The organism is Blautia sp. BCRC 81119 (assembly GCF_003184505.1).
GTDB classification, from domain to species: Bacteria; Bacillota; Clostridia; order Lachnospirales; family Lachnospiraceae; genus Blautia_A; species Blautia_A fusiformis.
On sequence record NZ_QJHD01000007.1, the window covers coordinates 120,728 to 145,317 of the forward strand.

General features: G+C 43.4%; 22 protein-coding genes, 8 tRNA genes and 1 rRNA gene. 6 read left to right on the forward strand and 25 right to left on the reverse strand.

The window, feature by feature from the left end; all coding sequences use genetic code 11:
- Window positions 1-72 precede the first annotated feature (72 nt).
- Window positions 73-1,419: a sensor histidine kinase gene (locus DMI82_RS06240; protein WP_110102837.1), complete on the reverse strand. Its 1,347-nt coding sequence runs from the start codon at window positions 1,417-1,419 to the stop codon at window positions 73-75.
- Window positions 1,416-2,081 (reverse strand): response regulator transcription factor, encoded by a 666-nt coding sequence (locus DMI82_RS06245; protein WP_158293301.1) that lies wholly within the window; start codon window positions 2,079-2,081, stop codon window positions 1,416-1,418. The genes DMI82_RS06240 and DMI82_RS06245 overlap by 4 nt, the downstream gene beginning before the upstream one ends.
- A gap of 209 nt (window positions 2,082-2,290) precedes the next feature.
- On the opposite strand from DMI82_RS06245, the gene DMI82_RS06250 reads away from it, so the two are divergent.
- A complete protein-coding gene (locus tag DMI82_RS06250) occupies window positions 2,291-3,781 on the forward strand; it encodes a YfcC family protein (protein ID WP_110102839.1) in 1,491 nt (496 codons plus the stop codon).
- 43 nt (window positions 3,782-3,824) lie between these two features.
- On the forward strand, window positions 3,825-4,946 hold the full coding sequence (locus tag DMI82_RS06255) for an NAD/NADP-dependent octopine/nopaline dehydrogenase family protein (protein WP_110102840.1): 1,122 nt from the start codon (window positions 3,825-3,827) through the stop codon (window positions 4,944-4,946).
- A 201-nt stretch (window positions 4,947-5,147) separates the two neighbouring features.
- On the opposite strand, the gene DMI82_RS06260 is transcribed toward DMI82_RS06255, so the two are convergent.
- Window positions 5,148-5,363, reverse strand: a complete 216-nt coding sequence (locus DMI82_RS06260; protein WP_146207142.1) for a hypothetical protein — start codon at window positions 5,361-5,363, stop codon at window positions 5,148-5,150.
- Between the two features lie 201 nt (window positions 5,364-5,564).
- Here DMI82_RS06260 and DMI82_RS06265 point away from each other — a divergent pair, with 201 nt between their 5' ends.
- Together DMI82_RS06265 and DMI82_RS06270 are read left to right on the forward strand one after the other, a co-directional pair.
- Entirely contained in the window at window positions 5,565-6,656 is a 1,092-nt protein-coding gene (locus tag DMI82_RS06265) for an acyltransferase family protein (RefSeq protein WP_110102842.1), read from the forward strand.
- 6 nt (window positions 6,657-6,662) lie between these two features.
- Window positions 6,663-7,136 (forward strand): transporter, encoded by a 474-nt coding sequence (locus tag DMI82_RS06270; RefSeq protein ID WP_110102843.1) that lies wholly within the window; start codon window positions 6,663-6,665, stop codon window positions 7,134-7,136.
- A gap of 131 nt (window positions 7,137-7,267) precedes the next feature.
- On the opposite strand, the gene DMI82_RS06275 is transcribed toward DMI82_RS06270, so the two are convergent.
- From DMI82_RS06275 to DMI82_RS06315, 9 genes are all read right to left on the reverse strand, one after another.
- Window positions 7,268-8,275 (reverse strand): calcium/sodium antiporter, encoded by a 1,008-nt coding sequence (locus DMI82_RS06275; RefSeq protein ID WP_022427049.1) that lies wholly within the window; start codon window positions 8,273-8,275, stop codon window positions 7,268-7,270.
- Window positions 8,276-8,615: 340 nt separating this feature from the next.
- Window positions 8,616-9,425, reverse strand: coding sequence for a Cof-type HAD-IIB family hydrolase (locus DMI82_RS06280; protein ID WP_110102844.1), 810 nt, complete (start codon window positions 9,423-9,425; stop codon window positions 8,616-8,618).
- A 7-nt stretch (window positions 9,426-9,432) separates the two neighbouring features.
- Window positions 9,433-10,035: a methyltransferase domain-containing protein gene (locus DMI82_RS06285; protein WP_110102845.1), complete on the reverse strand. Its 603-nt coding sequence runs from the start codon at window positions 10,033-10,035 to the stop codon at window positions 9,433-9,435.
- 21 nt (window positions 10,036-10,056) lie between these two features.
- Entirely contained in the window at window positions 10,057-10,287 is a 231-nt protein-coding gene (locus DMI82_RS06290; protein WP_015527478.1) for a hypothetical protein, read from the reverse strand.
- A gap of 228 nt (window positions 10,288-10,515) precedes the next feature.
- Window positions 10,516-10,589: transfer RNA gene (locus tag DMI82_RS06295), tRNA-Arg, on the reverse strand.
- 158 nt (window positions 10,590-10,747) lie between these two features.
- Window positions 10,748-11,980 carry an ABC transporter permease gene (locus DMI82_RS06300; protein WP_110102846.1) on the reverse strand — a complete coding sequence of 411 codons (1,233 nt, stop codon included), beginning with the start codon at window positions 11,978-11,980 and terminating at the stop codon, window positions 10,748-10,750.
- Window positions 11,973-13,760, reverse strand: coding sequence for an efflux RND transporter periplasmic adaptor subunit (locus DMI82_RS06305; RefSeq protein ID WP_110102847.1), 1,788 nt, complete (start codon window positions 13,758-13,760; stop codon window positions 11,973-11,975). Before DMI82_RS06305 ends, DMI82_RS06300 begins: the two co-directional genes overlap by 8 nt.
- A 2-nt stretch (window positions 13,761-13,762) precedes the next feature.
- Window positions 13,763-14,470: an ABC transporter ATP-binding protein gene (locus DMI82_RS06310; RefSeq protein WP_021650257.1), complete on the reverse strand. Its 708-nt coding sequence runs from the start codon at window positions 14,468-14,470 to the stop codon at window positions 13,763-13,765.
- Between the two features lie 270 nt (window positions 14,471-14,740).
- Window positions 14,741-16,135: an aminopeptidase gene (locus DMI82_RS06315; protein ID WP_110102848.1), complete on the reverse strand. Its 1,395-nt coding sequence runs from the start codon at window positions 16,133-16,135 to the stop codon at window positions 14,741-14,743.
- A gap of 261 nt (window positions 16,136-16,396) precedes the next feature.
- Here DMI82_RS06315 and DMI82_RS06320 point away from each other — a divergent pair, with 261 nt between their 5' ends.
- On the forward strand, window positions 16,397-18,109 hold the full coding sequence (locus tag DMI82_RS06320) for an ABC-ATPase domain-containing protein (RefSeq protein ID WP_110102849.1): 1,713 nt from the start codon (window positions 16,397-16,399) through the stop codon (window positions 18,107-18,109).
- Window positions 18,110-18,493: 384 nt separating this feature from the next.
- Here DMI82_RS06320 and DMI82_RS06325 read toward each other — a convergent pair whose 3' ends face one another.
- From DMI82_RS06325 to DMI82_RS06375, 11 genes are all read right to left on the reverse strand, one after another.
- Window positions 18,494-19,225 (reverse strand): histidine phosphatase family protein, encoded by a 732-nt coding sequence (locus DMI82_RS06325; RefSeq protein WP_021650251.1) that lies wholly within the window; start codon window positions 19,223-19,225, stop codon window positions 18,494-18,496.
- 88 nt (window positions 19,226-19,313) lie between these two features.
- Entirely contained in the window at window positions 19,314-19,724 is a 411-nt protein-coding gene (locus DMI82_RS06330) for a metal-dependent transcriptional regulator (protein WP_021650250.1), read from the reverse strand.
- 77 nt (window positions 19,725-19,801) lie between these two features.
- On the reverse strand, window positions 19,802-20,386 hold the full coding sequence (locus tag DMI82_RS06335; protein WP_110102850.1) for a TetR/AcrR family transcriptional regulator: 585 nt from the start codon (window positions 20,384-20,386) through the stop codon (window positions 19,802-19,804).
- A gap of 146 nt (window positions 20,387-20,532) precedes the next feature.
- Window positions 20,533-21,576 carry a [FeFe] hydrogenase H-cluster radical SAM maturase HydE gene (gene hydE / locus DMI82_RS06340; protein WP_110102851.1) on the reverse strand — a complete coding sequence of 348 codons (1,044 nt, stop codon included), beginning with the start codon at window positions 21,574-21,576 and terminating at the stop codon, window positions 20,533-20,535.
- A 158-nt stretch (window positions 21,577-21,734) separates the two neighbouring features.
- On the reverse strand, window positions 21,735-22,487 hold the full coding sequence (locus DMI82_RS06345; RefSeq protein WP_022427056.1) for a tRNA threonylcarbamoyladenosine dehydratase: 753 nt from the start codon (window positions 22,485-22,487) through the stop codon (window positions 21,735-21,737).
- Between the two features lie 215 nt (window positions 22,488-22,702).
- Window positions 22,703-22,786, reverse strand: a tRNA-Leu gene (locus tag DMI82_RS06350).
- Window positions 22,787-22,810: 24 nt separating this feature from the next.
- Window positions 22,811-22,883: transfer RNA gene (locus DMI82_RS06355), tRNA-Val, on the reverse strand.
- 9 nt (window positions 22,884-22,892) lie between these two features.
- Window positions 22,893-22,966, reverse strand: a tRNA-Asp gene (locus tag DMI82_RS06360).
- A 24-nt stretch (window positions 22,967-22,990) separates the two neighbouring features.
- Window positions 22,991-23,064 (reverse strand) — tRNA-Ile (locus tag DMI82_RS06365).
- A 4-nt stretch (window positions 23,065-23,068) separates the two neighbouring features.
- Window positions 23,069-23,141 (reverse strand) — tRNA-Thr (locus tag DMI82_RS06370).
- 54 nt (window positions 23,142-23,195) lie between these two features.
- Window positions 23,196-23,267 (reverse strand) — tRNA-Glu (locus DMI82_RS06375).
- Window positions 23,268-23,558: 291 nt separating this feature from the next.
- Between DMI82_RS06375 and DMI82_RS06380 the strand changes: the two genes are divergently transcribed.
- The gene (locus DMI82_RS06380) at window positions 23,559-24,125 is read left to right on the forward strand and encodes a flavodoxin family protein (RefSeq protein ID WP_022426346.1); all 567 of its coding nucleotides are present in this window, start codon (window positions 23,559-23,561) and stop codon (window positions 24,123-24,125) included.
- Between the two features lie 202 nt (window positions 24,126-24,327).
- Here DMI82_RS06380 and DMI82_RS06385 read toward each other — a convergent pair.
- Window positions 24,328-24,400 (reverse strand) — tRNA-Asn (locus tag DMI82_RS06385).
- Between the two features lie 97 nt (window positions 24,401-24,497).
- Window positions 24,498-24,590, reverse strand: a 23S ribosomal RNA gene (locus DMI82_RS20050); the annotation flags it as partial.

Consider the following 24,590-nt stretch of genomic DNA (forward strand, 5'->3'; position numbering starts at 1 on the left):
AATTGATAAAAAGACGTGAACCATAGAAATGTGATTCACGTCTTTTAAAAGATACAGGTGTTTTGAACAATGTTAAGATTTGCCAGAATCAATGGAGCAACAACTTGATATTGACATAGGAATGGTTATGCGAAAAAGCGTTCCCTTTCGTGTTGATAAGAGTTCTATATCTCCCTGGTGTTGGAGAAGAATCGTTTTAGTGATAGAAAGCCCAAGACCATTGGAGCCATTGTAGCCTTTTGCAAATGGCGTAAAGATTTGGTTTTTTAACTCGGGGCCGATAGATGCTCCGTCGTTATAAAATAATATGATAATTTGATCTTTCTGATTTTGGTAAGCCCTGATCGCTATTTGAGAATCTTTGTATTTAAGCTGATTTTCCAAAATGTTTTCCAGAACTACCCGTATTTTATGCCTGTCAGCAAAAATATTTAAATATGGATGGATGTGAAAATGTACATACTTTACCATGTGGATTTGTGTATGATAATCGGCAAAAATCGTATCAAACATATCAGACAAACTAAAAATTTCTTTTTGAATTTCTTTCGTACTAAGCGTTACATACTGTAATAGTGACGAAACCTTTTCTTTCATTCTGGTTGTTTGCTCTAGTATAATATTTAAAGAATCATCTAAAGTTCCTATCGGATAAATTTTTTCTTTAGCTGAAACGGCATAGCTTTCTATAATCATGATAGGAGATTTCATTTCGTGAGAAATATATTGAAGAGAACTTTTTTGCAACTGTTCTTTTTTTAAAAGTTTAATATGCATTTCATAAAAACTATTTTCAAGTGCATCTATAAGATTATTATTATTGCATGGCTTAACTGGTTCAGTGTTTAAAGCCAGATTTTCCAGTTTGTGTGCATATGCTTGAAGTTTTGCCAATTCAGAAGAAAATTGTCTTTCAATAAATCGAAAATAAAAATATAAAATAAATACAAGTAAAATAACAAATGCAGCTAAAGATCCCACAATATATGGGAATACTTCATGATAGAGATCTCTGATAACAGAGTATTTATAAAAAAATTCCCCATTTTTTGGCGTTAAAGAAATACAATAAATTAATTCTTTATTATCAATTTTTTCACGATAAAATTTTTCGATTTCCTGTTGGTTCAAAGCTTGCTGGTAAATATGATCTCTGGTCTCTTCGTTGTATGTAGCTTCCAAAACATCAATAGAATCTGTACTTACGCCCAAGAGCCATTCGTTTTTGATGCCCATTTCTGCGGCATATTTGAGATTTTCTTCATCAATTATGCGATCTTCAAAAATATGATTATAATGGTAAAATGACCAATAGTAGATGATGCAGAGAGAGGCAGCAGCAATTGCAAAAGCAAGAATAACAGAAATAATAAAAAAATTTTTGTAAAATCGTTGATTGATTGCTTCTTTTCTTATCATAATGTGCACCTGTATCCGAAACCGTAGATTGTTTCTAAGTGAAATTTTGGAAGTTTTCTACGGATATTTTTTATATGATTATCTACTACACGGTAATAGCCATAGTAACTTTCACCCCAAATATCTGTAAGAAGCTGATCTCGCGAAATGGCAACTGAAGGATGCATTACAAAATAAAGGATAATATCAAACTCCTTACTGGTAACAGGTATTTGAAGCTGTTGCTCAGTGCAGATCGTTCGTTTGGCCTCATCAAGGCTATACCCATTAAAGTTGATAAGTTTTTTGAGAGATATATTATTGTTTTTTAACAAATTAGAAACACGATAACAAAGTTCTGCTGGTAAAAAAGGTTTTGCTAAATAATCATCACACCCCATTTCAAATCCTAATACACGATCAATGCATTCCCCACGGGCAGAAATCAAGATAACGGGGATATTCCTATTTTTATCTTTAATCTTTCTCATCAATTCGGTGCCACTACCATCTGGAAGCATGATGTCAATAATATAAAGATCATACAATGAGTACCAGTTTGCTTGCCTATAGATATCTTGTATGCAGTAATAGGGAGCAACTGAGTGACCATCGCGTTCCAAATAGGTTTTTAATACTTGATTTAATGCTTTTTCATCATCAATTAGACATATATTTGCCATATTCATCCCTCCTAATTTGTGTAGATATTTTATCATATTTTTATTTTATAAACATAAAAAAACACAATTTAACACAATTTATTAAAAATAAACAAAATATAAATAAAAAAAAACGAAATAGTATCATATTTGACACAAAATCAAATCGTATACTATGAGTACAGCAAGCAAAACTGCATAAATATCAAAAAAGATTGGGGGAGGGAACTATGAAAGATTCAGAGCAAAAAGTAAGAAAGAAAAAATTTGAAATGCCATCATCAATTTGTATTTTGATAATACTGACGATCGTGTTGGCAATTTTAACACATCTTATTCCTGCGGGCGAATATACTCGTGTGGATAATGTTCCGGTAGCGGGAACTTATATGCAGGTAGAATCGAATCCACAGGGAATTTGGGATATTTTGGCTGCACCAATGCAAGGATTCCGTGGTGCAATTGACATTATCTTATTTGTCTTCGTGTTAAGTGGATGTTTGGGAATTATAGGAAAGAGTAGATCACTTGATGCAGGTCTTATGTATGTGATCAATCGTTTAAATGGTCGAGAAAAACTAATGATTCCTATAGTAATGTTTATCGCATCCATTGGTGGAACAACGTTTGGATTTTCGGAAGAAACTATTCCATTTTATCCGATTCTTATTCCGATGTTTATTGCAATGGGCTATGATGCAGTGACTGCTTGTATGGTTTTATTCCTTGGATCTGGAGCGGGAATTGTTGGTGCGTTGATCAATCCTTTCTCGGTAGGAATAGGTTCTGATATTGCCGGAATTTCTCTTGCGGATGGTATGCTGATTCGAGTTGTTATTTATATAGCCACAGTAATCGCTTCTATTCTTTTTACTATGCATTATGCAGAGAAGGTTCGTAAAGATCCGACCAAATCGGTTGTTTATGATATACGCGATGAAATAGAATCACATATTCATAAATTAGGTACCGATGATATTCCTGAATTTACCAGACAAAGAAAAGCTATTTTAACAGTGTTTGCTTCTTCCTTTATCGTAATGATTTTAGCAATCATTCCATGGAGCAGTAAATTCAATATTTACGTATTTGATAATATTCACGAAAATCTTTGTCAAATTCCATTAGTGGGACGTCTCATTGGAAACATGCAGCCCTTGGGAGGCTGGGGAATGAAAGAACTCACTGTAATCTTTCTGCTTGCAGCTGTTATTATTGGCAAAATGTCTCATATGAAAGAAAAGGAAATGATTTCCCTGTTTGTTGGAGGCTGTCAAAATATTCTGGGAGTTGCCATTACTCTAGGCTGCGCGAAAGGTCTATCTGTCATTATGACAGATGGCTTGATTATGGATACAATTCTTCATTTTGGAGAAATCTTAATGAGTGGTGTTAGCAGAGTTGTATTCCCAGCTCTTGCATATATTGTATACATATTTTTGTCTTTTTTTATTCCATCATCATCAGGATTAGCAACGGCAACCATTCCCATTATTGGTTCATTAGGTGAATTTCTTGGTGTTGGTAAAGAATTTGCAGTCATGGTTTGTGCAGCTGGTTCTGAAACTATGAATCTTATTTCACCTACGCAGGCGGTTCTCATGGGGGCATTAGCAATTGCAGGAGTTCCTTTTCCACGTTGGGTAAAGGCAGTTCTTCCGTTCTTCTTTATTGTGATTGCAATTGTTAGTACTATCGTAACCATTGCAGTGCTTTTATAAAATTATATTAATATATTAAAAAGGAAAAGGAGATTATTGCATTATGAAAACAACGAAAAAAATCACAGTGATTGGTGCAGGAAATGGCGGAATGGCAATGGCATATAGTTTGGGCCAGATGGGGCATGATGTCTGTATTTATGATTCCCCTAATTTTCCGGCTCAGATTAATGCAGTTAATGAAACAGGGGGAATTGAGGCCGTTGCTGAACTACATGAATGTCCTATGTTAAATGCAGGATTCTCAAAAATTGCGTTGGCAACTACAGATATTAAGGCTGCTATGGAATTTTCAGATATCTTTATGATGGTTTGTCCTTCCTTTGCGCAGGAAATTATGTTCAATAGTATGATTCCATATTTAAGAGATGGCATGAAAATCTTTATTGTTCCTGGAAATTATGGTGGATTAATCTTGAACAAATGCCTTCAGAAATCAGAGAAAGCGGGTATGGACATCACATTTTTAGATACCATTAGCTTGCCTTGGGCAACGCGTTTAGCTCATGCTGGTGCTGTAGCTATTATGGGTGTAAAGGAATTTATGCCAATGAGCATATTCCCGAATAGTAAGAAAACTCCAGAATTGATGAATTTGGTTAATGAGGTATTCCCGATTCGACCGGAATTTTTATCAAATCCTATTGTGGCTGCTTTTGAAAATATCAATTTTGGTGCACATCCGGTATTGTCAATTTTGAACATGGGTCTGTGCGAGAACTTTGATGGTCAGTTCAATTTTTATGCGGATTGTTGCTCTACAGCGGTCGCAAAAGTTGAGGATGCATTGGATTTAGAACGTCTTGCAGTTGGAGATAGTTTACATATGCATTTGAGAACAGAGCTGGAAGCAAATAATGTTCTTTACGCATCGCATGCAAAATGTATTTATGACTTTAATCGTGAGTCGAGTGTTCATTCTAAAATAAAAAATGCACCTAACACATCAAAAGCTCGTTATATTACGGAAGATGTTCCATATTTGTTTGTTCCGTTTTGTGAGCTTGCAGATTTGTGCGGTGTAGATGTTCCGATTGCAAAGGCACTTGTAACAATAGCATCTTATTATAATGATGAAAATTATATGAAAACTGGAAGGACCCTGGCGAAGATGGGATTTAATCATTGGACAAAACAAGAGATTCTTGAGTTTTTAGAAGCATAAATCAGCCATGTTTTCCAAAGTTCCGTTTTTCGGATCAACGAAAAACTCCACAATGCAAAGCAGGGCCTTGCCCTAACAAGAAAAAAGCCAGGAAAACACCCCTGATATTAAAATCAGGGAAGTATTTCCTGGCTTTGAGTCTGGCTCTTACGCAATCTACAGTTGCCGGCCGGCTTCTCACTCAGTTTTTATGTGGTTTTCTTATCTCTTATGTGTTCTGTAATAAAAGATCTGCCTTCTGTATTGCTGTTCATTGCAATGTGCCAGCTGTATCTCCACCTCTTTTCTGCATCTGGGACATTTGATCCGGAGGATTCCGGAACAGTCACCTGTCAGATCGAACAATCTGCTGTTGGAGCAACTCGGGCAATGTACTCGTATTGCTTTTCTGTCGGGTGTTCTTTCTTCGATGTCCACCACTTCTCACGCTCCTCTTTTTTACGAATATATGTTCGTTTCTTATATTTTCCATTATACAAACTTATGTTTGCTTTTGCAATAGTAAATTTTCCTTCCGACAGCTTTCCAATCTCCCACGTTCATGCTATACTGAAATTATCTCTGTCTGCCCGTTTCAGTCATGGGGCAGACTTATTTTTTTCAGGAAAGGATTTATTTATGAAGCGTATCAAAAATATCGATCTGCTCCGTGCGGGGGCGATTCTCTACATTATGCTGTATCACTGCTACGTTCTGTCCGGGCAGCCATGGCAGTCGCATACAGCCATCCACACACTTCTGACTCTTGGAGGTGAAGTAGGAGTTACACTGTTTTTCCTGTTAAGCGGATATGGGATTTATCTTTCCCTTTCTTCTTCGGAGTCGCGAGGCTGTCTCCCCGGCTGGCGGGCTTTTATGAAAAAGCGCTGCATCCGCATTATGCCCCAGTATTATGTATGTATCACGGTCCTTCTGATCTTTATGTCCACGCAGATGTTCAGCAATGAGGGACTTCGGCATATCCTGGCGTATTATACTTTTACGGAAAACTTTTCCCCGGTGACACATGGTTCCATCAATGGTGCGCTGTGGACGATGGGCGTGATCTTTCAGTTTTATCTGATCGCCCCGTTCCTTTATAAGGCTGTCCGGAAAAACTGGCTCGCAGCTTCCATTGTGTCCATTGTTTTCACTGTTATCTGCCGGTTCGCAGTCGTCCGTTATCTCCACGCTTCCGGTGTTTCAGATACCTCTGTATATTTTGTATACGAGCGTCAGGTATTCTCTGCGCTGGATAATTTCGTGCTGGGAATGGCTGCGGCCGCTTTCTGGAAGCAGACCGGAGATCGTATGCAGGATTACCGGCTGAAGCTTGGACTTCCGGTTTCTATTGCAAGCGCCGCACTGATCCTGGTATGGATCTTTTATTATCACAGTCACGGGCTTTATGGCACTGCTCCCTCCGGTTATCCGGCCCATTCCATCCTGGCGGTCCTGCTCAGTATACTACTTGTGGGATTCTCCCTCCTGCCGGAAATGGATTTCAGATTTCTGCGTCCACTGTATTTCGTGGCACGAAACCAGTACGGGATCTATCTGTGGCATATGCCCATCATTATGATCCTGCAGGCCAATGCTCCATGGTTCAACACCATGAGCCAGCAGCGCTTCTGGCTGTTTTTGCCATGTATGGTTGTCATCACCTGCGTATTCGGCTATTTTGCAACCCGTTTTATCGATCATCCCGCTTCTGCGAAAAAGAAAGGATAACTTCCCATGAAAGACAGAACCGCAGTTAACCACAATATCCGCAAGCATTTTAATGAACTGATATACAACACAGCCCGTTACACAGAGATCGTGTTATCCATCGTGATCATTATCGTGATCGCACTGTCCGGACTCCGACTGATCCTTACAACTGCCGGTACCTCCGTCATGGATATGGACACCAGCTTTTTTACCAGTTTCCTGTCGCAGGCACTGTCCCTTGTAGTCGGTGTGGAGTTTGTAAAAATGCTCTGCCGCCATTCCGCTCAGACTGTTGTCGAAGTCCTGCTTTTTGCAACAGCAAGGCAGATGGTCGTGGAACATCTCGATCCTGTACAGACACTGATCGGGATCATCGGTATCGCCATTCTTTTTGCCGTCCGGAAATATCTGATGACGGACAGTGATGATATGACCCCACATCAGAAGAACGCTTCAGAAGAATCTTCAAAAAAAGCTTTCTCTTCTGAGTGTAAATGAGCATAATTACAGAAAAGCTCCAACTGTATCCCGATATTGATACAGTTGGAGCTTTTCTTATAAATTTTGCATTGGTATAAACTCTATACGATACTATTGTCCACATCGGACCAACTGCATGCCCACAGCAGCTATCTCCAGATAATATACCCTGCATAGATCAGGTACATACACACCATGGAAATTCCCTCTTTCCGGCTGATCCTCTGCTTTGTCGCCGCATAGATCCACACGATCAGCGAGAACACGATAAGTATGACAATATCAATAATATTTTCCCGGATCAGTGCCACCGGATTGATGGCAGATGCAACTCCGAGAACCATCAGGATATTAAAAATATTGGAGCCTACCGCATTTCCCACAGCCATATCCACTTCGTTCTTTCTGGCTGCAACCACGGAAGTCACCAGCTCCGGAAGGGAAGTTCCGATGGAAACAATGGTCAGTCCCACCAGTGTCTGGCTCATTCCAAGATCAATGGCAATGCGGCTGGCAGCATCCACCGTAAGATCTCCGCCAAAGGCAATGGCAAGTGCGCCTCCCACAATAAAGAGGATGCTCTTCGGCCAGGAAAGGATGCCGATTTCTTCTTCCAGCTCTTCCATTCCTTCCATGTCCACATTTTTTCCTGCTGCCCTGGCCTTCATGGCACTTTGGATCATTACCACAATATAGCCTGCAAAAAATCCCAGCAGGATCATTCCATCCAGATGACCAAGTCTCATTCCGATCGTATCTCCTGCTGCCAGGATCCCAAGCCCCAGAAGAAGGAGCGCACAGATCATGGAAAACGGAATATCCCTCCGGATGGTTTCCTTCTGTACCAGGATCGGCGTCAGGATGGAACAGACTCCAACAACTACCATCAGATTAAAAATATTGGAACCTACCACATTGCTGACCGCAAGCTCATTGTTATTGACCAGTGACGCTGTAACGCTGACTGCAGTTTCAGGCAATGATGTTCCCATTGCCACAATAGTAAGGCCGATGATGATCGGCGGCACCTTCAGCCTTTTTGCGATACTGGAGCTTCCTTCTACAAAGAAATCCGCACCCTTCATCAGGAACACAAAGCCGATCACAAGAAAAACTAACACAAGGATCAGCGGTGAACTGTTTACCAGATTTTCCATTTTTCTTCTCACTTTCTTTTTTTATTTCCCATAACCCGGAGATTCATTGTCACCCGCCCTGCTGAAAAAATTCTTTCCGACATTCTTTTGTTACATAAAAAAGACCCATGTATGCCCTGCTGCAATAAAATATAACAAAGCATACATGAGTCTCATTCTTTAAGATTTGCCAGGTTTTTCAGAAAAAACCGGGTCTGTTGACAAATCACACTTACGTGCGAACTACTCCCTCATGGAATTAAAATTTTCAATTTTTTTCAATTTAACAGAATTGTTTTTAAAAGTCAACCCCTGGACGGTGACTTTTCTTTACCGAAAGCACATATTTTATGTATCTTTATTATTTTCCGCTTTCAGAAACAATCCCTTTCAGGATCTGTAAGACTCCATCTTCACTGTATGACGGACATACTTCCCTGGCTGCTGCCTGCACTTCCGCTCTGGCATTGGCTACCGCATAGCTCCTTCCCGCTTTCTGAAGCATGGCGATATCGTTGAGGTTATCTCCAAATGTACAGGTTTCCTCCGGAGAAATTCCTAACTGTTTCTGGATAAATTCGACAGCTGTACTTTTTTCGCCCTCCGGCGGTGTACTGTCCATCCATTCTTTTCCGGCAGCCGCCAACGTTACCTTATCCCTCCATGCCGGTGTAAAATACGGTGCACAAAGCTCCTCGCACCGTTCCGGGTGATAGACAGAGAATTTCAGCACCTGTTTTCCCTGAAGAGAAGAAAGATCATCCACTTTTCTCATATCATAACCATAGGAATCCCGTAGCCACCGGAACATCCTTCCATTCTCATTCTCCGCATAGCAGCACTCCGGTGTGGCAATAAAGCAGTCACATTCCGACATTTTTTCTTTCACCATATGATGCATGCGTTTCCAAACCTCATCCGGAAGTGTATGTACCTTCAGGATCTTATCATTCTTCCGGATCACCGTACCGCCATCTGACACAAAATACACCAGATCCTTCACCGGCTCAAACAGCTTCCTCTCACTGTCATACTGCCGCCCGGAACACACCACAAAGGTGATTCCCAGCTCAGTCAGCTTCCGGATCACTGTCATATATTCCGGATTGATAGTCATGGTCCCGTCTTTTACAAGAGTTCCGTCTACGTCTGTTGCGATCAGTTTTATCATGTTGTTTTTACTCCTCTCCCATCTGAAATACCAATATCCTCTCCCTGGGATTTTTTCCGTCGAAAAGATCCTGACAGTCGATCTCGTCCAGGAATTCCAGTTCCTCTACGGTCATCAGATATGAAATATATTCGTCAGATGGATAATAGAAAAACAGTAGCATTTCTCTTGTTTTTTCATACCAGGATTCCCGGATGCGGCCGATGACGCTTCTCAGTATTTCCACAGAAAACGGATTAAAAAAATAAAATCTGTCTGCGGATTCCGGCACCTGAAAAAGAGCTGCATTTTCCAGTATAAAAGAGGTTTTTACCCCGGAAACAGCCCGCTGCCTGTTTTCTTCTGCGGCTTTTGTCATACGTTCATCGTACTCCACGCCTGTAGTCCGGCATCTGACCTGCCACGCCAGAAAAAAATCCACTCTGCCTTTTCCACATCCGTAGTCGATCAGATGATTCTTTTTCCCCAGATATCCACAATAAGCCAGCCGTTCCAGCACCCCGTACGGCGTTGGCTCGTATGGATAACAGTACTGATCCGATCTGGAATCGTCACGACCGGTGGTTTTGATCTTCAGCAGCTTATCATATTTTACTTCATTTTGATCCATGCTTCTGTTAATCTCCGTTCGCTACATCGGGCAGCTTCGTTTTTCCTCTTTATCCATATCTCCATGGACATACCTGGCATTGAACTCCATATTGATCTCACGGATCTCTTTCTTTCCGTCAATATAATCCTGATACATATCCGCAAGTCTCGCCATACAGCCATCACAGTTCGCAGAAATATTTCCAAGAGATTCCTCCACGATCTGTTTACGTTCCTCTTTTGTTGTATCTTTGATCAGATATCCTGGCATTGTTTTTTCCTCCTGATAGGTTCACCTCTATTTCAGGTGTTTTGTACTTTCATTGTTGTTTACTTTTTCCTGTGAAAAAAGCTGCTTGTATCAAACAAACAGCTTTACAAAAATTTTTCTTTTCTGTTTTTTTATTCTACTCTGGCCCACTACCAGTGTCAATACAATTTTTCGCCTGTTTCCGAAACACAAAATAAAAGCCTCCGGAACAATTCCAGAGGCTTCATACGTGCGTTAGAGGATTCGAACCCCCGACCTTTTGGTCCGTAGCCAAACGCTCTATCCAGCTGAGCTAAACGCACATCTTTGTTGCTTTTCCTTTGTGATATTTCATATCACCGCTGCAACAATATGTATGATACTCTAAGACCTATAAAATGTCAAGGGTTTTTTGAAACTTTTTTTGATTTTTTTTAAAAATATTTTTTATTGCTATTTTTGATGCAAAAGCAACAGTTTTTTAATTCCGTCTAAGTGCCTCGATCGGGCTCAGTTTCGCTGCCTTTTTCGCCGGATAGATTCCGAAGAACACACCTACTGCACAGGAGAACAGCGTAGCCGCCAGGATGGTTCCCACACTGATCCCAGGTGTGATGGTCATTCCCATACTGCTGCTGATCACCGCACAGATCACATAGCCGCCTGCAATCCCCAGCACAATACCGATCAGCCCGCCTATGATCGTCAGGATCGCCGCCTCCGCAAGGAACTGTAACATAATGGACGAGGTTTTTGCTCCAAGGGATTTCCGGATACCGATCTCCCTGGTACGCTCTGTGACGGACACCAGCATGATGTTCATAACACCGATACCACCTACCAGAAGGGAAATGCCCGCAACAAAAGAGATAAACGCAGTCACCATGCCAAGCATCTGGTTCATGGATTTCACGACATCCTGGAAACTCTGTACCTGGAAATATTCATCTCCGGCACACTGGTGACGTCTCTCAAGAAGATTTATGATCTTGTCTGCGACCGCCTGGGAATTCAGACTCTTATCTGCCTGAACTATGATCTGATAAAATTCTCCGCTGCTTCCGGTAAAGTCATCCATGGCCGTATAAGGCACATTTATGGTCACCGGCATTCCATCGTAGGTATAGCTGACAAAGGTTCCGTTTTCCTTCTGTGTGGTGACTCCGCAGATACGGAATGTCTTGGTCAGATCATAGCAGGTGATGTCTAGTGTCATTCCCACTACATCATCTGTTCCGAAAAGCCTTTTTGCATCGGCATCGGAGATCACGCAGACGTTTTTTCCCTCTTCGACCTCCTTCTGTCCGAAATAGCTTCCGTACTTCACAGAAGCATTATCCACCAGCTTGGCATCCTGGGCCTCCCCGGTCACTGTAAGATTAAAATCACCCTTTCCGGTTACGGTCTCGCCTGTATAGGACTCCGAAACATTAACACCTTCCACGCCATCCAGCTCCCGGACTGCATCAATATCCTCCGACTCAATCCAGACCTGGTCTGCTATGGCATCATCACTGCAGTAAACAGCGATCTGGCCGCCGCCGATATCATTGATCTCACTGTTCATCTGATTCTTCGTACCCTCACCGATGGACACAATGGCGATCACTGATGCAATACCGATAATGATCCCTAACATGGTGAGAAAGGATCTTCCCTTATTAGCCATGATATTATGGATCGCCATTTTGATATATTCATAAATATTACTCATCGGCAGTCTCCCCTGTCTCTGCTGCACTGTCACTGTCTGCCGCTGCTGCCTCTGCCTTCATTCCCTCTTCCAAGGAGCCCAGATCCTCGATGACCTCATCTCCGGCTTTAATGCCATCTGTGATCTCAACAGAATCCTCGGAACTGATTCCTGTTGTGATATCCTGCTTCGTGATCACACTATCCTTCAGCACATAACAGAAGGAACCATCCTTGCCGATATTTACCACGCCTGCCGGAAGCGTTACCACATCCTCTGCCTTTTCTGCATAGATCTTTACCTTCGCATCTACTCCCAGAAAAATATCCTTGTCCGGCTTGTCGATGCTCACTGTGGCAGAGATCAGTGTGGAGCCCTTTTCGTTGGTTGTCGCAATGTGACTGATCTTAGTCACCTTGCCGGTATATTTCCTGTCGCCGATGGTAATGTCCGCATTCTGGCCTTCCTTTACCTTATCGTAGTCATACTTGGACACATTGATATCAACGCTGACCTTATCTGTATTCTGCAGGGTAAAAAGCTCCATTCCCTGTGTTGCCGCTGCGCCCTGCTGGACTGCTGATTTGGAAATGACGCCGTTAAAATCCGCCAAAATGCCTTTCTTTCCTTCTTCTACCAGCTCTTTCGCAGATTTTGCATCCAGCTCAGTAAGATTGTTGCTGACACGCATTTTTTCTTTCTCTTCTTCTGTAAGGCTGGCAGAATCCGCCTCTGCAATGGATTTCTGGGAAGCAAGGTCCGACTGCAGATCCGCCAGATCAGAGGTTGCCTGTTCGATCGCATTCTCAATGGCAGAAGTATCCACTGTACTTCCTGCAGAAGAAGCATCCGCAGATGCCTGATCTGTCAGCCCCGGTGTTTCCTCTGAAGCTCCATCGGTAACAAAATCACCGGCCGCACTACTGCTGTAATCAGAATACTCCGGCATTTTGGGCTGGCTGGCCTTCTTATCCTCATAAGCTTCCTTTGCTTCCTGGCAGGTGATTTCTGCCTGACTTCTTGCTGCTTCCGCTTCATCCAGCGCCTGGGCATTCTCATCGCTCTGCTCTGCCTGCCACTGTGCAAAAGCCATCTGATAACTGGTATCTGCCTGATTATAAGCATTCTGTGCCGTTACATAATCGGAATTCAGCTGTCCCAGCTCCTGCTGGTACTGCGGAAGTGTCTCATTCTGATATGTAGTCAGCGCTTCTGAATACGCTCTCTGAGTCTCTGCATCCCTGGCAGCCTGGGCCTCTGCCTTTGCCTGGGTCTCCGCCTGGGCCTGTGCCTGCGCATCTGCCGCAGCCTGAGCCTGTACAGACGCCAGCTGTGATCTCAGGGAAGCCAGATAATTCTGCTGCTCCCTTACCTGCTGTTCCAGACTGGAAACCTTTGCTTTTGCGCTGTCCTGCTTCTGCTGGGCCTCATTGGATTTATTGATGGAATTTTTGTAATCATACTGTCCGGACTGTACATTCAGCTCTGCTTTCTGATTATCCCTCTCCAGATCCTTCACTTCAAACTCTATCAGCTTCGTTCCCTTTGAAACCGTATCGCCTTCTGCGAAGGATACGCTTTTGATCTGTGCGTTCACAGGAGAATAAAAGGTCTTCTGCTCATCACTGACAACGGTTCCGGTTGCATCTACGATCTCCTCCACATCTCCTGTCTCCGCTTTGGTAACAGCAACCTGCGGAATCTGTGATCCCCCGCGGCCTGCACCTGATGCCGCATAAATACCGCCTGCCACAACAGCTACTGCTGCCACACCGATCACAATCTTTTTCCCTTTTTTCATTCTTAAGCCTCCTCGACAAATTCCTCATTGATCGTATCTGATTCAATTTTTCCATCCATGATCCGGACCACACGTCTGGCCTGAGCCGCGATCCCATTATCATGAGTGATCAGGATCAAGGTTTCTCCTGATCTGTGCATTCCCTTCAGGATTTCCATAATTTCCCTGCTGGATGCAGAGTCCAGATTTCCCGTTGGTTCATCTGCCAGGATCACCGGCGGCCTGGCTGCGATAGCTCTGGCAATAGCCACACGCTGCTGCTGTCCCCCTGACATTTCGTTTGGCTTATGGTCCATACGTTTCTCAAGTCCAACTTTTTTAAGAGATTCCACAGCAAGCTTTCTTCTTGTTTTCCGGTCGATCCCACGATAGATCAGAGGAAGCTCCACGTTTTCCAGCGCCGTAAGATTTGCGATCAGATTAAAGCCCTGAAAGATAAAACCAATCTCCTTATTTCGTACCACCGAGAGATCATTATCCTTCATTGTGGATACATCTGTTCCATTCAGATAATATTTCCCGGAGGTGGGGACATCCAGACAGCCCAGCATGTTCATAAAGGTGGATTTTCCGGAACCGGACTGTCCGATAATAGCCACAAATTCACCCTTATGGATCTCCAGATTCACATGATCCAGCGCCCGCACCTCATTTTCTCCGGGATTGTAAACCTTGCACAGATCTACTACCCGTACCAATGCATCTTCCATAATAAAATTACTCCTTGTAAAGTAAATCAGTCCCAGGCAAGCCCCTCCTCTGCTTATTGCTTTTCGCCATTGAAACAGAGAGCTTCCCTGATCAGGTTAAAAATACAGAGCGAAGTCTGCAGGGGATACTGCTGTTTCTCGTCGGAACGCTCCAAGCCAAAACAGCAGCAGGCAGACTGCTCTGTCATTTCCGGGAAAACCCCGCTCATTGATCTGTAACGAAAAGATTACCTGAATGTCTTCAAAACTGACGCACATTTATACATCTGTTTATGCATCAAGTAAAAATGCCTTATATGCCTTGTATGCCTCATATACATCCGCCTTGCTGGTAACCTCCCACGGAGCATGCATACTCAGCACTGCCACGCCACTGTCGATAACCTCCATTCCGTAAAGTGCCGCAATATAAGCGATAGTTCCGCCTCCGCCAAAATCAACCTTTCCAAGCTCTGCTGTCTGGAAAGCAACATTGTGATCATCAAAAATCCTGCGAACTCTTGCAACGTACTCTGCATTGGCATCGTTGGAACCGGATTTTCCTCTTGCTCCGGTGAACTTGTTAAGAACGATACCGCGTCCAAGATATGCTGCATTCTTTTTCTCAAAAGCCTCACCATAGGCCGGATCATAGCCGGCACTTACATCGGAAGAAAGCATGCTGGAATTACGGAGAGCTCTTCTTAATGCAAGCTCGGAATAGCAGCCCATTCCGTCCAGAAGCTCTGCCACGCTGTTCTCAAAAAATCTGGACTGCATGCCTGTGGCACCAACGCTTCCGATCTCTTCCTTATCTACAAGGAGACAGCAGCCGGTACGCTTCGGTGTCTCCTCCATCTCCAGCATTGCCGCAAGGGATGTGTAAGCGCATACACGGTCATCCTGTCCATATGCTGCGATCATGCTGCGGTCAAGTCCACAGTCTCTTGCCTTTCCTGCCGGAACGATCTCCAGCTCTGCTGAAAGAAAGTCCTCTTCCTCAATACCATACTTCTCATTTAAAATCTTCAGCACATTCTGTTTTACCGCATCCTTTTTGGAATCATCCGGAAGCTCTGCAAGAGGTCTGCTGCCGATCAGGATATCCAGCATCTCCCCCTCAATAACCTCTGCTGCCTTTTTCTGGAGCTGTTTTCCGGAAAGATGGATCAGAAGATCTGTGATGTAAAGTACCGGATCTTCCACATCCTCACCAATGCTGATCTCCACAATGCTTCCGTCCTTCTTTGCAACAACACCATGCATGGCAAGAGGCAGTGTCACCCACTGGTATTTCTTTACACCACCATAATAATGGGTATCCAGATAAGCCAGATCCGTATCCTCGTACAGAGGATTCTGCTTGACATCCAGTCGCGGAGAATCGATATGTGCACAGAGAATGCTCATACCTCCGGAAAGCTCTTCCGTTCCTACATGAAACAGAGCAACGATCTTCTTCATCCCTACCGCATAAACCTTGTCACCGGCCTTGATCTTCTCGCCTTTTTCAAGCTTCGACTCAAGAGATTCATATCCGGCAGCCTCTGCTTCCTTCACGATTTCTGCAACACATTCCCGTTCCGTTTTTCCTTTATCCAAAAATTCTCTGTAAGCCTTCGCAAGCTTCTCCATTTCTGTCTCTTCTGCTTCCTTATAAGAAAGCCACGCATTTCTTCTTTCCATTTTAGTGGTCCACCTTTCTTTATAGCTTCCGGCAGCTGCCGTTTCTCATCATATTATCTGCAATCTGTCTACTATTATAGGTCAAACATTTACGAATTTCCACCGCAATTCCCATTCTTTACAAAATCTTTATGATTCGTTATAGTAGTTCTTAAGAATTGGCCCTGTATCCAAAATTTTCAGGTATCTCACACACGGAAAGCTTTCTGTTTCACCGTAGACTTTACCTGTATGCTCCAACAGGGCAAAGGAGGAAACAACATGCAAGCATCTGCTCAGCTAAAAGAGCTTCTTCACAGCATCAACCGCAAAAGCTATCCTGCATACAAGTCTCTGCGGGGTGCATACCAGTTTGACCGTTATATTTTGTCCATTGACCACGTGCAGGGGGATCCTTTTGCCTCTCCCTCTCACATCAGTGTGAAGCTTTCCCACCGAGACACCGGATTTCCGGCAGAATATTATAAGGATTCCTTGACCCGCATCACACTGGGAGACTTTCTGAACCGCCAGTTTGAACAGCAGGTAAACCGTTATACCTTCCGTGCAAAAGGCTCCGGAAAAAGCGGCCTGATCTCAGTAAGCCACTGTGGTCAGGAGGTTCTTGCACGTACCGCCTGTGAAATAACGGAAAAAGGCATCACTGCCCGTTTTTTCATCGGTTTCCCGGCCAATGGCAGAACCATCAACTCTCCCGAACTGGAAAAAATCCTCTTCGATTTTCTTCCGGTCTGTATTCACAAGGCATTTTTTTACCGGAATCTTGACCCGGAAGCGCTGAGAAAAGCCATCTGCCTTGCCGAAGATCAGGCATTTATCCGTCAGGAGCTGAAAAAACGTTCTCTGGCTGCCTTTGTCAGTGACGGCGCTATCCTCCCCAGGGAAAGCGGCATCTCTTCACGCCCGATGAAAAATTCTGTTCCTTTTATTTCTCCGGAAAGCCTGAGGGTTTCCATGGATCTGCCCCACAGAGGAACCATCACAGGCATGGGCATTCCCTGCGGCATCACCTTGATCGTAGGTGGCGGCTACCATGGCAAATCCACCTTACTTAACGCACTGGAGCTGGGAATTTACGATCACATTTCCGGCGATGGCCGGGAGTATGTCATTACCGATCCTTCTGCACAGAAGCTTCGCTCTGAGGACGGCCGTTTTATCAAAGATGTGGACATTTCTCTTTTTATCAACGATCTTCCAAATAAAAAAGACACCCTCTGCTTTTCTACAGAGGATGCCAGCGGCAGCACTTCACAGGCTGCCGGTATCGTGGAAAGTATGGAGGCAGGAAGTAAAGTCTTTCTCCTTGACGAGGATACCTCTGCCACCAACTTTATGGTCCGTGATTCCTTCATGCAGCGGGTGATCTGCCGGGAAAAGGAGCCCATCACTCCATTTCTGGAACGTGCGCGGGATCTCTATGAAAAGGCAGGGATCTCCACTATCCTGGTTGCCGGAAGCTCCGGAGCTTTTTTCCATATTGCGGATACTGTGATCCAGATGGATAATTATCATCCGGTGGACATCACAGCAGTCACCAAAAAGCTCTGTCAGGAATATCCTCTCTCAGACATTGAGGCTCCTACATTCCGCCTTCCGGAAAGCCATCGCATCATGACCAGGGCCAAAGTGGCTCCATCCCGCCACAGCCGTCCCGGACAGCCGGAAAAACTGAAAACCAAGGTTCACGGCAAAGATGGCTTTTCTCTTGGAAAAACCGAAGTGGATCTCCGCTATGTGGAGCAGCTGATCGACTCCGAGCAAACTGCATCCCTGGCGTTGCTTCTGAAATATGCCTGCGAACATCTCATTGACGGAAAACGTACTCTGCCGGAGATCATCACTTATCTGGATACTCAGCTGAAAAGGCAGGGATTGTCCTTCTTCTCGGAAGGCTCTTATATTCCATGCGGTTATGCCATGCCCAGGATCCAGGAAATATATTCCTGCTTTAACCGCTATCGCAGGCCGTAGCTGTGCCTGAAGCTGTATATCTAATAAATCTCAGACAACCAAAAAATGCTGCCGATAAACATTTGAAATCTTTATCTCCTCTGTCATTCGGCAGTTTTTTTCTGCAATGCAAAACCACCGTCCTGTCGGCTCTGTCTTGCCAATGGAACGGTGGTTTATCTTCATACATATTTTAGGGAAAGGAAAGAGTTTTTCTTAAGAGCTTCTGTTCTCTTAAGATGTTTATATCATACAGGATAAATGTGAGAGAAATTTGTACAATTTCTAATAAATTTATAAAATTTATTAACGAAGTCTAATCATTTTCCAAAATAATCCTGCTGATCATTATTTACCATGGTCTTCCGGAAAAACCCGAAATATTACAGCCGTTTCTTTCACTTTTTAGTCGTGTCTCTGCTCTTTGTTATCATATGTCTCACAGAATCTGGCAGCAAAAGCCGGCGGCTCCTGATGCGCATACAAATGAGAAATGTCTCCAAAAGAGCTCATACGGAAGGACGCGATCCCTTTTCGCCTCTCCTCTGTAACAATAGTGCTCACCGATGACGGCGCCGCACAGAAATTCTGCAGCATCACCAGCGGAGAGATACTGAGAAGATAGCTGATGAGTACACAGCTTACACCGAAATGGCAGAAAAACACAAGCGTATCTTCATTGGCTTTTTCTGCTCTGTAATAATGTCCTTCCCGCACATAGCCATGCTCTGCCAGAACTTTATCAAAATTCTGTGTGACCCAGTCATACTCTTCTTTCATTTTTCCCTCTCGCAGGATGTCATTATCCCACCAGCGGTCAAAGCTGTAGAAATTTTCGATCTTCGTCCAGTCCTGGGGAAGCCAGTCCCAGGGAATGATCTTTTCCCCATGAAGATCTGGTCTTCTGATCTTTACGTCGAATTCTCTCAGCCACTTGCATTCTGTAGCTGTTCTTCCGTTTTTCTTCAGTGTGCAGGATGCGGTATCCTTTGCTCTTCCAAGCGGAGAAACATAAAAATCCCTGACATCAAGAGCTGCGATCTTTTCAGAAAGAAATTCCGCTTCCTTCCAGCCCTTTTCGGTCAGGGAATCTATTGTGTAATCCGGGTCTCCATGTCGTATAAAAAGTAATTTCATCTTTTGGTATCCTCCATTTCATAACCTGGATTTCCATTATATTCTTATTTTTTCAGTTGTCAATTCCTGATAGCTTCTGCTGCAGGGATCAAACCTGATCCGCGGTTTCTCCATGGAGCACAGCCTGCTGCTCCCTCAGCTCATAAACTGCCTTTTTCAATGCCTGAAAGCTCTCCTCACTGATTATGTGCTCGATCCTGCAGGCATCATGAATCGCTGTTTTTTCCTGGACTCCCAGTATCATCAGCCAGGAAGAGATCAGCTGATGACGTTCATATACCTTATCGGCAATCTTATGTCCGTCCTCTGTCAGACGGATATCTCCGTTGTCGGCTACTGTGATGAGATTTTTCTGGCGAAGATTCTTCATGGCAACACTGACACTCGGTTTCTTAAAGCCCATCTCTGCCGCGATATCCACAGCTCTTACAAGAGAGCTCCTGTTTCCAAGGATCAGGATCGTTTCCAAATAATCTTCAGATGATTCATTTGATCTCACGTTATTTACACCTCCCTCGGTTTGTTAAAACTAACCAAGTTAATCATAACATACTTTAGGAGAATGAGCAATGGTTTTTACTGCTTTCTGTTTAGTTCTGCCTCAATTGCCAGAAGGCACTGGCTGGAACATATCTGCAGAATTCTGGAAATTTCCAGGAGTTTTTCCCTGGCACAGTTTCCCTGGAGCAGTTCACAATATCCCTGAAATTTCATCTGTACCAGGATATGTACCAGCTCGTGATCAACTTCTTGTCCACATTCCTTTTGAAAACGTTCATTAAGGATCTGCTCCATTTTCGTGCAGGCATCCTCACGGAAATTCTCATATCTGGTACCTTCAGCTCCTTCTATGAGGATTTTTGCGATGTCCCTGTTTTCCCAGATAAATTCCATAAGTATCCTGTCATATTCTTCCGGATGCAGTTGTTTTTCCTGATCCGTAAAGTCTCCCATGATCCGCTTCAGATCCTCTACCGTCTCTTCCACGATTTCTTCAAAAAGAGCTGCTTTACTTTCAAAAAAGAAATATAGCGCTCCCGTAGTCACATCTGCTTTTTTGCAGATCGCACGAAGAGAAGCCTTCAGAAATCCCCTGTCTCTGAATTCTTCCTTCCCCGCTTCCAGAAGTCTGCTCCGCACAGCATTTTCTGATTTTTCCATATTTTACGCACTCCATCATTTTTCCTGCATTCCGCTTTGCAGGAAAATTCCGCTTATTTCTGACCAGCTGTTAATTTTTTAGCAATCTGATCTTACTGATATTTTACCTTAAATCGCTGAAAAAAGAAAGTATTTTGTACCCCGTGTCAATCTGTCATCGGGGAATCTCCACGGTCTGTAACGATTTCATAGCCTACAGACTCCACACGTCTGGTAAGGCACCCTCTGCACTCTGCTGCTTCCTCGCCTGTACAGATCTTGTTATCATAAAGCTCATACTGTTTACGGTTCTTCACCGGAGAAAGATTGGGCATTACTACATTTGCACCCGCCTGAAAACCCTTTTCCCTGCCTCTGGGGTCCAGGGTCCCCAGTGCTGTGGTTGCCGGAAGAAGTACCTGCGGAAGCAGGATCCGGATGACAGACAGCAGAAACAGTGTCAGATCCACACTTCCTGCCGGTTCCTCTGCAAATTTCGTATCATGGTGCGGGACAAATGGTCCGATCCCCACCATATGCGGATTCAGGTCTTTAAGAAAAACAAGGTCTTCCGCCAGATACTCCAGCGTCTGTCCCGGCGCACCTACCATAAATCCGGCACCTATCTGATATCCCAGTTCCTTCAGGGTATAAAGACACTGTTTACGGTTTGCAAGACTTAAACTCTCCGGATGAAGATAACGATAATGTTCCTCACTGGCCGTCTCATGACGGAGTAAATAGCGGTCTGCTCCAGCATCTTTAAATCTCTGATAGCTTTCTTTTGATTTCTCCCCAATGGACAGCGTAATCGCACAGTCCGGATATCCCTGTTTGATGGACCGGATGATGTCAACCATCCGGTCATCATTAAACCATGGGTCTTCCCCTCCCTGGAGCACAAATGTCCGAAATCCCAGCTCATAGCCATTCTCGCAGCACTGCAGGATTTCTTCCTTCGTAAGGCGGTAACGGCTGGCATTCCTGTTAGAACGGCGGATCCCGCAGTAATAGCAGTCATTTCTGCAGTAATTGGTAAATTCTATCAGACCTCTTGTATATATTTTATTTCCAAAATATTTTTTCTGTATACGGACAGCCTCTTCCCGAAGCAGACGAACCGTATCCGGATCCTGGTATAAGTGCAGAAGTTCCGGATATTCTTCCTTTGTCAGCTGTCCTTCTTTTATAAATTTTTCAACGATCCCCATACTTTATCTGTCCTTCTCTTTTATTTACAAAACTATCTGTAAAAAATATTTTATCACAAAAAAACAGATATTGCACAATATAAGTATACATGCAATATCTGTTCTTACAGAATGGTTATTGTTCATTCCGTTCTCAGTAACACAGAATAATCCAATTTTTATTTAATAAGATCCTTTACAACCTCACCGGCAATGATCAGTCCCACTACGGAAGGCACGAAGGCATTACTTCCCGGTACCTGACGTCTCTGAGTACATTTTTTTTCTGTTCCCGGAGGACAGATGCAATGAGACTTGCAGCTGATCGCCATATCATCAATTGGAGTCATTGGCTTCTCCTGTGAGTAAACCACCTTCAGTTTTTTGATTCCTCTTTTTTTCAGTTCACGGCGCATGACCTTTGCAAGGGGACAGACGGACGTTTTATAAATATCTGTCACTATAAAACCTGTTGGATCCATCTTATTTCCGGCCCCCATAGAGCTGATGATCGGTGTTCCTGAAGCCTTTGCCTGCTCTACGAGCATCAGCTTTCCGGTTACAGTGTCGATCGCATCGACTACATAATCATACTGGGAAAAATCAAAGGAATCTGCTGTCTCCGGCACATAAAATGTTTTGTGGATATTTACAACTGCATCCGGATTAATTTCAAGAATACGTTCTCTGGCCACGTCAACTTTATATTTCCCTACGGTCTTTCTTGTTGCGTAAATCTGGCGATTGATATTGGTGAGGCATACTTTATCATCATCAATGAGATCCAGGGTACCTACGCCACTTCTGACCAGTGCTTCCACCGTATATCCGCCAACACCGCCAATTCCAAATACTGCGACTCTGGAATTTTTCAGCTTTTCCATTCCTTCTTTTCCGATTAATAATTCTGTTCTTGAAAACTGATTCAGCATTTTCTGACCTCTCCTTATATTCTTTCCATGTATATTTATACTGACAACGGATATATTTTTTATATCTGTCCGATTTGTTTTACAACTGTCAGGATTCTATCATGGGAAAATAGCCTTGTCAATATCCCTACCAATAAGCTAGGAATATTTTCCCGTTTTCATCAATAAATTTTATGATACAAAAAAAGATCCCTAAAAAGGAATCTTACTGATACTGCGGGTAGCCGGACTTGAACCGGCACGGAGTTGCCCCCGAGAGATTTTAAGTCTCTTGTGTCTGCCTATTCCACCATACCCGCATATTCAATTAATTTGTTCAAAAATGGGGCCTATAGGGCTCGAACCTATGACCCTCTGCTTGTAAGGCAGATGCTCTCCCAGCTGAGCTAAGACCCCAAATATGAACGACCCAGAAGAGACTCGAACTCTCGACCTCCGCCGTGACAGGGCGGCGCTCTAACCAACTGAGCCACTGGGCCATACAAAATATAAAACTTTTAAAATGGACCTTCGGGGACTCGAACCCAGGACCGACCGGTTATGAGCCGGTTGCTCTAACCAACTGAGCTAAAGGTCCAAAAAGCCGATGATCGGACTCGAACCGATAACCTGCTGATTACAAATCAGCTGCTCTGCCAATTGAGCCACATCGGCGTATTAAACACCAAATGTTGAATCGAGTCAATGAATATCCAGTTTAGTTTTAAGTGACTCCAAGGGGATTTGAACCCCTGTTACCGCCGTGAAAGGGCGGTGTCTTAACCGCTTGACCATGGAGCCATATTTCTTTTTTATGTTTCGCTGTTTTGTATTTCCCTCAGCGACGAGTTAAATAATACCATACCTTTTTTATAATTGCAAGCTTTTTTTTGAAAAATTTCAATTTTTTTTACAAAGCCGGAAAACAGGCCGAAAAGCCTTATAAAATGGGCTTTCCAAGGGTTTGTATTTCCTTTCTCAAACCCTACCCGGGAAAATTTTTTCTGTTTTTTTCAAACATTGACATTATTTTTTCTCTGTATATAATTGAAAGTATGATGACTTAAAAAATCATATGAAAGGATGACAATAATGAAAGTTTTATTACTCAACGGCAGTCCTCGCAAAGAAGGCTGCACTTATACAGCTCTTACAGAGATCGCAGAAACCTTAAAGAAGAACGGTGTGGAGGCAGAAATCTTCCAGGCCGGGGATCCTTCTCAGGAAAACGTTGCTGACGCAGCTGCCATTATGAAAGAGGCTGACGCCCTTATTGTTGGTTCTCCGGTTTACTGGGCTTCTCCTTCCGGACAGATCATCGAATTCATGGATAAATTCGCTTCCAAGGCCGGAAAGGATATGATCCACAAGCCTGCCGCAGCTGTTGCTTCCGCAAGACGTGCCGGTACTACTGCTACTCTGGATGTTCTGATCAAATACTTTACCTATCATCAGATGCCTGTCGTGTCCGGAAACTACTGGACAATGGTTCACGGCAATACCCCGGATGACGTCAGAAAAGACGCTGAAGGCCTCCAGATCATGCGTACGTTAGGCAATAACATGGCATGGCTGTTAAAATGTATTGAAGCCGGTAAAAAGGCCGGTATCGACGCTCCGGAGACAGAGCAGAAGATCATGACTAATTTCATTCGATAAGCCAGAATTTCTCTGTCATAGCTTTATAAATTTATTGATTATCTCTAACAGTCAATATTTCTATTTGTAGTTACAAAAATAAACGTGCAGATATAAATATATCTTATTTATATTTATATCTGCACGTTTTTACATCCTTATCCTGTCACAGATCAAGCATAAAAAAATCCCATAAACTTTACATTTACAGGAAACAAAAAAACTCCCCCTGTTGGACTCGAACCAACGACACTGCGGTTAACAGCCGCATGCTCTACCGACTGAGCTAAGGAGGATTACTTAAATATTTAATTAAGGTTTGTACCTTAAAAACTACATACATGCTTGTTGATCGTTAATCAAACTCTTGAATCAATTCTTAACCTGCGTTTCTTGGTCAAGCCCTCACCCGATTAGTAACAGTCAGCTCCATGTGTTACCACACTTCCACCTCTGCCCTATCTACCTCGTCGTCTTCAAGGGGGT